The organism is Pseudonocardia lutea, from assembly GCF_042658055.1.
Lineage (GTDB): Bacteria > Actinomycetota > Actinomycetes > Mycobacteriales > Pseudonocardiaceae > Pseudonocardia > Pseudonocardia lutea.
This window is the reverse complement of record NZ_JBHSQK010000120.1, coordinates 1-10,151: the sequence shown is the minus strand read 5'-3', so window position 1 is coordinate 10,151 and position 10,151 is coordinate 1. Positions and strand designations below refer to the sequence as shown.

The 10,151-nt window shown below is 75.1% G+C and carries 11 protein-coding genes; 10 read left to right on the top strand and 1 reads right to left on the bottom strand.

Annotated features, from left to right (window positions below; translation table 11 throughout):
• Nucleotides 1–10 precede the first annotated feature (10 nt).
• The 8 genes from ACFQH9_RS31185 to ACFQH9_RS31150 all read left to right on the top strand — a co-directional run bounded on the left by ACFQH9_RS31185 (nt 11) and on the right by ACFQH9_RS31150 (nt 7,091).
• Entirely contained in the window at nt 11–1,018 is a 1,008-nt protein-coding gene (locus tag ACFQH9_RS31185; RefSeq protein WP_379571893.1) for a Fe2+-enterobactin ABC transporter substrate-binding protein, read from the top strand.
• A 4-nt stretch (nt 1,019–1,022) separates the two neighbouring features.
• A complete protein-coding gene (gene entS / locus ACFQH9_RS31180; protein WP_379571891.1) occupies nt 1,023–2,294 on the top strand; it encodes an enterobactin transporter EntS in 1,272 nt (423 codons plus the stop codon).
• Nucleotides 2,291–3,061 (top strand): SDR family oxidoreductase, encoded by a 771-nt coding sequence (locus ACFQH9_RS31175; protein WP_379571889.1) that lies wholly within the window; start codon nt 2,291–2,293, stop codon nt 3,059–3,061. The genes entS and ACFQH9_RS31175 overlap by 4 nt, the downstream gene beginning before the upstream one ends.
• A gap of 62 nt (nt 3,062–3,123) precedes the next feature.
• A complete protein-coding gene (locus ACFQH9_RS31170) occupies nt 3,124–4,344 on the top strand; it encodes an isochorismate synthase (RefSeq protein WP_379571887.1) in 1,221 nt (406 codons plus the stop codon).
• A complete protein-coding gene (locus tag ACFQH9_RS31165) occupies nt 4,341–5,969 on the top strand; it encodes a (2,3-dihydroxybenzoyl)adenylate synthase (RefSeq protein WP_379571885.1) in 1,629 nt (542 codons plus the stop codon). Before ACFQH9_RS31170 ends, ACFQH9_RS31165 begins: the two co-directional genes overlap by 4 nt.
• 5 nt (nt 5,970–5,974) lie before the next feature.
• The gene (locus ACFQH9_RS31160) at nt 5,975–6,640 is read left to right on the top strand and encodes an isochorismatase family protein (protein WP_379571927.1); all 666 of its coding nucleotides are present in this window, start codon (nt 5,975–5,977) and stop codon (nt 6,638–6,640) included.
• A complete protein-coding gene (locus tag ACFQH9_RS31155; RefSeq protein ID WP_379571883.1) occupies nt 6,637–6,870 on the top strand; it encodes a phosphopantetheine-binding protein in 234 nt (77 codons plus the stop codon). Before ACFQH9_RS31160 ends, ACFQH9_RS31155 begins: the two co-directional genes overlap by 4 nt.
• Nucleotides 6,867–7,091 carry an MbtH family protein gene (locus ACFQH9_RS31150; RefSeq protein WP_379571881.1) on the top strand — a complete coding sequence of 75 codons (225 nt, stop codon included), beginning with the start codon at nt 6,867–6,869 and terminating at the stop codon, nt 7,089–7,091. The genes ACFQH9_RS31155 and ACFQH9_RS31150 overlap by 4 nt, the downstream gene beginning before the upstream one ends.
• An 8-nt stretch (nt 7,092–7,099) precedes the next feature.
• Here ACFQH9_RS31150 and ACFQH9_RS31145 read toward each other — a convergent pair whose 3' ends face one another.
• A complete protein-coding gene (locus ACFQH9_RS31145) occupies nt 7,100–8,323 on the bottom strand; it encodes an IS110 family RNA-guided transposase (protein ID WP_379571879.1) in 1,224 nt (407 codons plus the stop codon).
• 233 nt (nt 8,324–8,556) lie between these two features.
• Here ACFQH9_RS31145 and ACFQH9_RS31140 point away from each other — a divergent pair, with 233 nt between their 5' ends.
• Nucleotides 8,557–9,432 carry a siderophore-interacting protein gene (locus tag ACFQH9_RS31140; protein WP_379571877.1) on the top strand — a complete coding sequence of 292 codons (876 nt, stop codon included), beginning with the start codon at nt 8,557–8,559 and terminating at the stop codon, nt 9,430–9,432.
• Between the two features lie 19 nt (nt 9,433–9,451).
• The coding region (locus ACFQH9_RS31135) for a condensation domain-containing protein (RefSeq protein WP_379571875.1) at nt 9,452–10,151 on the top strand (700 nt) is incomplete at its 3' end.

The window sequence follows — 10,151 nt, the reverse complement described above, 5'->3', positions numbered from 1 at the left end:
GAACTCTCCGATGTCCAGGCTGTTCCGGACGCCCCGCCGCCGGGGTGTCACGGCCTCCGGAGCCGTGACGGCCGCGGTGACCGCGCTGCTCGCGCTGGCCGGCTGCTCGTCGACCCCCACCGAGTCGGCGGGCCCCGCGCCCGCGGGTCCCCGCACGATCCAGACCGAGCAGGGCCCGGTGGAGGTGCCGGCCACGCCGCAGCGCATCGTGAACCTCTCCGGCGGGCTCGGCGGCTACCTCTACGCGGTCGACGCACCCGTCGTCGCCACGGACACGCGCGTCCTCGGCGTGACCGACCTCGACGGCGGGTTCCCCCCGGCCTGGGCGGACAAGGCGCGCGCAGCGAACACGCAGCAGCTGCCGGCGGGCGAGCAGCTCGACATCGAGGCCGTCGCGGCCGCGAAGCCGGACCTGATCATCGGCGGCGGCCAGGGCATCACCGCGGTGCAGGCCAAGGAGAACTACGCCACGCTCAAGGCCATCGCGCCCACGGTCCTCGTGCCGCAGTCGGCCACCGACTGGCAGCAGCAGCTGCGCCAGGTCGCCGACGCGGCCGGCCGCGGCAACCGGGTCGACGGCCTGATCCAGGGCTACGACGACAAGCTCGAGCAGGTCAAGGGCTCGATCCAGGTCCCGGCCGAGCCGTTCGCGATCCTGCTGTCGCTGCCGAACCAGAAGCCGTACCTGATCCCGGAGACCGCGGCGCTGCCCCAGCAGCTCACCGCGCTCGGCTTCACGATGGACGGCGTGCTGGCCAAGGCCGGCAACCCACCGCTCTACGGCAGCGGCGACTCGTTCGAGGTGAGCCCGGAGCTGCTGGGCAAGGTGGCCGACGCCCCGCAGGTGTTCGTGATCAACCTGTCCGGCCGCACCGTCGACCAGCTCGAGGCCGACCCGCTCTACGCAGCGCTGCCCGCCTTCCGGGCGGGCGCGGTCCACGAGCTCCCGGCCACCAGCTACCGGCCGGACCTCGACGGCGCCACGAACACCCTGACCGTGATCGACCAGGAGTTCTGACCCCATGAGACTCGGTGGGCTGGTGATCGACACCCTGTTGATCGATCCAGGGCCGCTGCGGTCGAGCCGGTCGTTCCGGTTCGCGTTCGCCGCACGGCTGGTGTCGCTGCTCGGGATCGGCCTGCTCGTCGTGGCCGTGCCGGCGCAGACCTATGCGCTCACCGGGTCCTCGCTGCACGTCGCCGGCGTCGCGACCACGACGGGTGTGGGCCTGTTCGTGGGCAGCATCGGCGGCGGCGTGCTGGTCGACCGGTTCGAGCGACGGCGGACCATCCAGCTGGCCCGGTCCGCCGCCGGCCTCGCCTTCGCAGTCCTCGGGGTGAACGCCCTGCTCCCCGACCCGTCGCTCGCGGTGATCTACCTGGCCTCCGCGGTCGACGGGCTGGCCGGCGGCCTCAGCGGCACCGCCCTGATGGCCGTCATCCCCACGATCGTGCCGCGGGACAAGCTCGCCGCGGCGGGGGCGCTCACCGCCCTCACCACCGACCTCGGGACCATCGCCTCCCCGGCGGTCGCCGGCGCGCTCATCGCCGCCGGCGGCATCGCCACCACCTACTTCGTCGCCGCCCTGGCCACCGCGCTGACGGTCGGTCTGATCCGCGGCATCGGGCCGTCGCCCGCGCCGGGGCAGACGCACGAGCGGCCGTCGCGGGCCCTTTCCACCGGCCTGCGCTACGCCGCCGGGCACCGGGTCGTGCGCGCGGTGCTCGTCGTCGGCCTGCTGACCATGCTGGTCAGCGGGCCGACGGTGCTGCTGCCCGCCTACGTCGACCAGACCCTCGACGCCGGGCCGCAGGTGCTCGGGCTGCTCTACGGTGCACCCGCCGTCGGAGCGGTGCTCGGCTCGCTGACCAGCGGCTGGACCGGCCGCGTCCGGCGCAGCGGGGTCGCCCTGCTCGCCGCGGTGGCGCTGATGAGCGTCGGTGTCGCGGTGCTCGGCGTGGCCGGGGGCGCGGTGGTCGCCTTCCTCGGCCTGGCCGGGCACGGCCTCGGCCGCGCGCTGACCGACATCCTGCGCTTCGCCGTGCTGCAGCAGAACACACCCGACGCGCTGCGCGGCCGGATCTCCAGCCTGTGGCAGGCCCAGGTCGTGGTCGGGACGTCCGTCGGGTCGATCCTCGCGGGCCTGCTCGGCCGCTGGTTCCCGCCCGACACCGCCCTGTTCGTCTACGGCCTGGGCGGCGTGGTCCTCGCCGCGCTGCTGGTCGCCGTCCTCGGCTCGCTGTGGCGGGTCACGAACGAGCCCCGGTCGATCGATCCGGAGGTGCCCGCATGACCGGGACCGCACTCGTGACCGGTGCGGCACAGGGGATCGGGGCCGCGGTCGCGGCCGCGTTCGCCCGCACCGGCACCCCCGTCGCACTGCTCGACCGCGACGAGGGCGTCGACGCCACCGCGGAGAAGGTCCGCGCCGACGGCGGCACCGCGCTCGCGCTCCTCGCCGACGTCACCGATCCGGCGGCCGTCGAGGCCGCGGTCGACCGCGCCGAGACGGAGCTCGGGCCGATCGCGGCCCTGGCCAACGTCGCCGGCGTGCTGCGCACCGGCGGCGTGCTCGACCTGCCCGACACCGCGCTCGCCGAGAGCCTCGCCGTGAACACCACCGGCGTCTGGAACACCGGGCGGGCCGTCGGTCGCCGGATGCTCGCCCGGCGCGCGGGGTCGATCGTCACCGTGGCCTCCAACGCCGCCGCCACGCCCCGCACCGGCATGGCCGCCTACTCCGCGTCCAAGGCCGCCGCGGCCGCGCTCACCCGGGCGCTCGGCCTCGAGCTCGCCCCGTCCGTGCGGTGCAACATCGTGTGCCCCGGCTCCACCGACACCCCCATGCTGCGCGGGATGTGGGCCGACCCGGTCGACGAGTCCATGAAGGACCGGGTCATCGCCGGCACCCCCGCCGAGTACCGCCTCGGGATCCCGTTGCAGCGCCTCGCCGATCCCGCCGACGTCGCCGACGTCGTCCTCTTCCTGGCGAGCGACGCCTCCCGCCACGTGACGATGCAGTCCCTCACCGTCGACGGGGGCGCCACGCTCGGCACCTGAGCCGGGCCGACCGGCACCCCCCAGCGCCCAGCCCCTCGCCTCCCCCACGAGAGGAACACACCGTGTCGACTCCAGCCCTGGAACGGCCGGCCCGGCCGGTGCCCCGGCACCGCGCGTCGGACCTGCTCGCCGCCTACCTTCCGGGCTCGTTCTTCCACTCCTCGACCCGCGGGACGCTGCTGGCCGACGGCGTGCACGCGAGCGTGCCGCCCGTCGCGGGACCGCGCGCCGACGCCGTCGCCGAGGCGCTCGACGCCGCCCGCGTCGCGGGCGTCCGGGATCCGCTCGTGGTCGGGGCCCTCGGCTTCGGCCCGGACGCCGAGTCGAGCCTCGTCGTGCCGGCCGTGGTGCGGCGGGCGGACCCGCTCGGCGCGGCCCCGCCCGCCGAGCCGGGGCTCGCCGGGTCGCTGCAGGGCTGGGCCGTGCGCCAGCGGCCCGCCCCCGAGGAGTACGAGGCCGGTGTCCGCCGCGCCCTCGCCCTGATCGAGGACGGCGGGCTGCGCAAGGTCGTCCTCGGGCGGTGCCTGGAGCTGACGGCCGGGCAGGAGGTGCCGGTCCCCGTGCTGCTGCGCCGCCTGGCCCGGGCCAACCCGACCGCGCACGCCTTCGCCGTCGACGTCACCGCACCCGGGGACCCGGCCACCCGCACCCTGGTGGGGGCCAGCCCGGAGCTGCTGGTCGCCCGGCGGGGGACCGAGGTCGTCGCGAACCCGCTGGCCGGGTCGGTGCCGCGGGTGCCCGGCACGTCCCCGGGGGCCGAGGCCGACAACCGTCGTCGGGTCGCGGCGCTGCTCGCCTCGGACAAGGACCGCCGCGAGCACGCGCTGGTCGCCGCGCAGGTCGGCGAGGTGCTCGGCCGGTTCTGCACCGACCTGCACGTCCCGGCCGAGCCGGAGGTCATCGGCACGCCGACCCTCTGGCACCTGTCGAGCCGGATCACCGGCCGGCTCCCGGCCGGTCCGGCGGTGTCGTCGCTCGCCCTCGCCGAGGCCCTGCACCCCACGCCCGCGGTCTGCGGCGTGCCGGTGCCCGAGGCCCGGGCGGTGATCGCCGACCTCGAGCCGGTGGACCGCGGCTACTTCACCGGCCTCGTCGGTTGGACCGACCCGGCGGGCGACGGCGAGTGGGTCGTCACCATCCGCAGCGCCGAGGTCAGCGAGCGGACCGTCCGGCTCTTCGCCGGCGCCGGGATCGTCGAGGGCTCGCAGCCCGCGGCCGAGCTCGCCGAGACCAGCGCCAAGTTCCGGACCCTGCTGCGCGCCCTCGGGACGGAGGACGAGTGACCCTCCCCGACCTCGATCACACGCCCTGGCCCCCGGAGGTCGCGGCGCACTACCGCGCGGCCGGGTACTGGCGCGGGCAGACCTTCGGGTCGCTGCTCACCTCGCTCACCGCCGCCCACGCCGAGCGCCCCGCCGTGATCGGCGAGGAGACACGCTGGAGCTTCGCCGAGCTCGACGACCGCGCCCACCGGATCGCCGCCGGGCTCACCGACCTGGGGATCCGGCCGGGCGACCGGGTCGTCGTCCAGTTGCCGAACGTGCCGGAGTTCCTGGCGGTGATCTTCGGGCTGTGGCGGGCCGGCGCGTGGCCGGTGTTCGCCCTGCCCGCGCACCGCGGCTCCGAGCTGCGCCACTTCGCCACCCAGGCCGAGGCGGTCGCGATCGTGACGGTCGGCGTGCACGAGCGGCACGACCACGCCGCGACGGCCCGGGCGGTGGCCGACGCCGTGCCGTCCGTGCGGCACGTGCTGGTGATCGACAGGCCCGAGTGGGCCGAGCTGGCCGCGACCGCACCCCGCGAGCTGCCGGACCCCGACCCGGAGGGCGTGGCGTTCCTGCAGCTCAGCGGGGGCAGCACGGGGCTCCCGAAGCTCATCCCGCGCACTCACGACGACTACCTCTACAGCGTGCGGGAGAGCGCCCGGATCTGCCGGCTCCGGCCGGAGAGCGTCCACCTCGCGGCGCTCCCGGTGGCGCACAACTACCCGCTCAGCTCGCCGGGCGTGCTCGGCGCGCTGCACGCCGGCGCGGCCTCCGTCCTGGCCCCGCGGCCGGACGCGGACACCGCCTTCCGGTTGATCGAACGCGAGCGGGTGACGATCACGGGCGTCGTGCCGCCGCTGGCCGCGACCTGGGTGCAGGCGGCCGCCCGCACGGCCCGCGACCTGTCGTCGTTGGAGGTCCTGCTGGTGGGCGGGGCCAAGTGCGGGCGCGAGCTCGCCGCCCGGATCGGCCCGGCCCTGGGCTGCACCCTGCAGCAGGTCTTCGGCATGGCCGAGGGCCTGGTCAACTACACCCGGCTCGACGACCCCGAGGAGCTCGTCCTCGGCACCCAGGGCCGGCCGATCTCGCCCGACGACGAGATCCGCGTCGTCGACGGGCAGGACCGCGAGGTGCCGCCCGGTCGGACCGGGGCGCTGCTCACCCGCGGTCCCTACACGATCCGCGGCTACTTCCGCGCCGGCGCGCACAACGCGACCGCGTTCACCGCGGACGGCTTCTACCGCACCGGGGACCTCGTGCGCCGCCACCCGTCCGGGCACATCGAGGTCGTCGGGCGGGCGAAGGAGCAGATCAACCGGGGCGGGGAGAAGGTCGCGGCCGAGGAGGTCGAGGACCACCTCATGGCGCACCCGGGGGTGCTCGACGCCGCCGTCGTCGCCGTGGCCGACGAGTTCCTCGGCGAACGCACCTGCGCGTACGTGGTGCCCGCCGAAGGTGCCGCGCCGACCGCGCCCGAGCTGCGCAGGTTCGTGCGGCAGCGCGGGATCGCGGCGTTCAAGGTGCCGGACCTCGTGGAGATCGTCCCGGCCTTCCCGGTCACGGGGGTCGGCAAGACCAGCAAGCGCGAGCTGCGGGCGGCCCTGTCGGAGCTGGCCGCGCTCGCGTCCGACCAGAAGGGGTGAGCACCGTGTCCCTGCCCAGCATCCCCGCCTACGCGCTGCCCGGCGCGGCCGAGCTGCCCGCCGGGCGCGTCGACTGGCGGCCCGATCCCGACCGGTTCGCGCTGCTCGTCCACGACATGCAGCGCTACTTCCTGGCGCCCTACGCCGGCGCCCCCGTCCCGGAGGTCACCGCGAACCTCCGGGCGCTGATCGGGGCGTGCCGCGAACGTGGCGTCCCGGTCTTCTACACCGCCCAGCCCGGCCGGCAGCCCACCGCGGACCGCGGGCTGCTCACCGAGTTCTGGGGCGACGGGATCGGCGCGGTGATCGACGCCGACCCGCGGGCCGAGGAGGTCGTCGAGGAACTGGCGCCCGCGCCGGGCGACACCGTCCTCACCAAGTGGCGCTACAGCGCCTTCCAGCGCAGCGACCTCGCCGAGCGGCTCGCCGCCGCCGGGCGCGACCAGCTGCTGATCACCGGCATCTACGCGCACATCGGCTGCCAGGCCACGGCGCTGGAGGCCTTCATGCGCGACGTCGCCCCCTTCCTGGTGGCCGACGGCGTCGCCGACTTCTCCCGCGCGCGGCACGACCAGGCCTGCGAGTACGTCGCGCAGCGCTGCGGGGCCCTGACCACCACGGCCGACGTGCTCGCCGCGCTGGCCGCCGTCCCCGCCGGAGCAGCCCGATGAGCACGCTGACCGCCGCCCGCCTCCGCGCCGACGTCGCCGAGCTGCTGGCCTGCGACCCGGCCGAGATCGACCCGGACGAGGACCTCCTCGACCGCGGCCTCGACTCGGTGCGCCTGATGTCGCTCGTGGAGAGGTGGCGCGAGGCCGGCGCCACCGCCCTGGAGTTCCCCGACCTCGCCGAGCAGCCCGAGCTCGGGCACTGGATCACGATCCTGGAGGGAAAGGCATGAGCACCAACCCGTTCGACGACGCCGAGGGCACCTTCCGGGTGCTCGTCAACGACGAGGAGCAGCACTCGCTCTGGCCGGACTTCGCCGAGATCCCCTCGGGCTGGCGGTCGGTGTTCGGGCCCGACGGGCGCGAGGCGTGCCTGGCGTACGTCGAGGAGCACTGGACCGACCTGCGCCCGCGCTCGCTGCGCGAGGCGATGGACGGCGCGGGGGCTGCCTAATGCTGTTGTCAAGCGGCGGGTGCTCTGTAGTCGGGCTGGAACTCGGTTCGGGTGCGCAGCATGGCGTGGATGACGTTGACCCTGCGGCGGCCCAACGCGATGAGCGCTTGGTGGTGTCGTTTCCCTTCGGCGCGTTTGCGTTTGTAGAAGGCTTTCGACAGCGGGTCGTGTTTGATCGCGCAGAACGCGGACTGGTAGAAGACCCGTTTGAGCGCTCGGTTCCCGGCGTGGGAGCGGCGCAGGAAGTGCATCTTCCCGGACTGTTGCAGTACCGGCGCCAATCCCGCGGCCGAGGCGAGCGCGTCGGCGGTGGGGAATCGGTGCAGGCCGCCTGCCTCGGCGAGGAACTCCGCGGTCAGGGCGACCCCCATCCCGGGCAGGCTGCGGATGAGGGCCCCGTCAGGGTGGTCGTCGATGGCCTGGGTGATCTCGGCGTCGAGCTCGACGAGCCGCTCACGGGTGTGCAGCGCTTCCCCGGCGAGTTCGCGGACGAGTCGGGCGGCGGTGCTTTCGCCGGGCACGGTGGCGTGCTGGGCGTGCGCGGTGTCCAGTGCCGCGCGGAGGAGCCGGTCGACCTGAGTGCGTCGCAGCCCGACTGCCTGGCCCATGTGGGCGCGCAGCCCGTCCTCTCCGGCAGCGCGGATCTCGCTGGGTGTGATCGGTCCGGTCAGCAGCCACATCCCGGTCTTGGTGGTCGGGTCCACGGCGGCTTCGAGGCCGGGGTGGATGCTGGTGAGCAGGTCACGCAGCTTGCTGACTCGCCGGGTCTGGTCGACGACCAGCTCGCGGCGGCGCCCGACCAGCAGCCGCAGCACCGCGTCGGGCTCGGAGAGGGCCTCGACCGGGCGGAGCTGGTCGCGGGGGTCGTCGCTGCCGGCGCGCAGCCGGATCTGGTCGGCGATGACCTTGGCGTCGGCGGGGTCGGACTTGCGTTCTCCGCCGCGAGTGGCTCGTCGGGAGCGGTTGACCAGCAGGCCGGGAGTGTGGACCACGTCCGAGTCGGTGTCGAGCAGCATCGCGGTCAGCAGCCCGGCGATCCCGCCCAGGACGTCGATGCCGTAGGTCACCGGGCCGTGCTCGGCGGCGAGGTGTTCGACCTCGTCGATCATGGCAGTGATCGCGGTGGGGTCGTTGGGGACTTTGTGACTCGCCAGCTGCTTTCCGGTGGTCATGTCGACCACGCTCATCCAGTGCAGTTGTTTAGCCACGTCGATACCCACGGCCAGCGGCATCCGGACTCCTTTCTCCTGTTCCCGTCTGCGCAGTCCCGTTCCGCCGTCCATGCCCTACAAAGCGATGAGTCGCGGTGCCTAATCAGCGGTCAGAACAAGACGGTGGGGCGAGGGGCCAAGCCTCCGAAGCCATCAAGGGCAGCTGGCATGAAAACCATCCCCGCCCCACCCGCACTCCCACATCCTGGCCGAGAACGACCCGGACGAGGAGCACATCTGGAAGGTAGGGCGGCGTGAGGGGGACGGACGACCGGACCCGCCACCGCGAGCGGCTCGCCGAGGTGCGGGCCGGCAACGTGGCCGCGAAGGTGCCGTACCCGATCCGGATCCGGGAGATGGAGGTCCGCGGCACGCAGCGGATCGGCGCCGGGCTGGTCCGGGTCACCCTCGGCGGCGAGGGGCACGCCGGGTTCGAGAGCCACGCGCCCGACGAGCACGTCAAGCTGATCTTCCCGGACGAGGACGGCACACTGCGCCTGCCGGTGGAGAACGGCGTGATGCTCGACTGGCCGCGGCCCTTCCCGACCTCCCGCGAGTACACGGTGCGCCGCTACGACGCCGAGGCCGGCGAGATCGACCTCGACATCGCGGTCCACCCGGGCGGGCTGGGGTCGGACTGGGCGGAGGCGGTGCGGCCGGGGGAGCGGATCCACGTCGCCGGGCCGCCCGGCGGGTCGATCGTCCCGCACGCCTACGACCGCTACCTGCTCGCCGGCGACATCACCGCGCTCCCGGCGATCGCCCGCCGGCTCGAGGAGCTGCCCCGCACGGCGGCCGGGTGGGCGTTCGTCGAGGTCCGGGACGCCTCGGAGGAGATCCCGCTCGCGGCGCCGGAGGACGTCGAGATGCGGTGGCTGCACCGCGGCGAGGTGCCGGCCGGACGGTCGGACCTGCTGGAGCGGGCGGTCCGCGCGGTCCCGGTCCCGGACGGCGAGCGGCTCTACGTCTGGCTCGCGGGGGAGGCGACGACGCTGAAGCCCCTGCGCCGCTGGGTCACCCAGGACCTCGGGCTCGGCCCGGAGGACAGCGACGTCACCGGCTACTGGAAGCGGGGCGTCGCCGACTTCGACGAGGAGCACGACGACGAGCACGGGCACGGCCACGGGTGACGGACGGAGCAGGACGAGCGTGGACACGGTGACCGCGGGTGCGGGAAGGCGGGCGGCCCTGGTCCCGGAGCCCTCGCCGGAGCAGCTCCGCCACCGGCAGCGCGACGAGCGGGAGGGGCCCTCGGCCGCCGACGACCTCGTCGTGGTCCTGCGGCTGCGCGGTGTCCTCGACCCCGAGGCGCTGACCGCGGCGTGGCGGGACGTCCTGGAGCGCCATCCGGTGCTGCGCAGCGTGTACCCGGGGCCGGCAGCGGAGGCGCACGTGCTCCCCGCGGTGGCCGTCGCCCGGGTGCGGCGCCGCCCGGTCGCCCCCGGGACCGGCGAGGACGTGGTCGCCCGCGTGCTGGCCGCGCCCGCCGACCTGGCCGGGGAGGGGCCCGCCCGCGCCACCCTGCTGCGCGTCGCGCCCGAGGAGCACCTGCTCGTACTGGCGGTGCACCGGATCGCGATCGACGACCGCTCGGTGCGTCCCCTCCTGGCCGACCTGGCGGAGGCGTACTCGGCCCGGCGCGCGGGGCGGCGACCGCTGTTCACGGCGGTGCCGGCCTTCGCGGCGTGGGCGGAGGGCCGGGGCGGGCCGGCCGTCGTCCCGCCGCGCGAGCAGTGCACCGGGCCGGTGCCGCCGGCCGGGACGCGCCGGATCGTCGTCGAGCGCTCCCTGGCCGACGCCGTCGCCGCGCGCCTGGCCGCCCTGCGGGCCCAGGCCGGCGAACCGCCGG

What these genes read in the sequence shown, in the direction of transcription:
- ACFQH9_RS31185 (WP_379571893.1), top strand. Translation starts at nt 11, where the DNA reads ATGTCCAGGCTGTTCCGGACGCCCCGCCGCCGGGGTGTCACGGCCTCC.
- entS (WP_379571891.1), top strand. Translation starts at nt 1,023, where the DNA reads ATGAGACTCGGTGGGCTGGTGATCGACACCCTGTTGATCGATCCAGGG.
- ACFQH9_RS31175 (WP_379571889.1), top strand. Translation starts at nt 2,291, where the DNA reads ATGACCGGGACCGCACTCGTGACCGGTGCGGCACAGGGGATCGGGGCC.
- ACFQH9_RS31155 (WP_379571883.1), top strand. Translation starts at nt 6,637, where the DNA reads ATGAGCACGCTGACCGCCGCCCGCCTCCGCGCCGACGTCGCCGAGCTG.
- ACFQH9_RS31150 (WP_379571881.1), top strand. Translation starts at nt 6,867, where the DNA reads ATGAGCACCAACCCGTTCGACGACGCCGAGGGCACCTTCCGGGTGCTC.
- ACFQH9_RS31145 (WP_379571879.1), bottom strand. Translation starts at nt 8,323, where the DNA reads ATGCCGCTGGCCGTGGGTATCGACGTGGCTAAACAACTGCACTGGATG.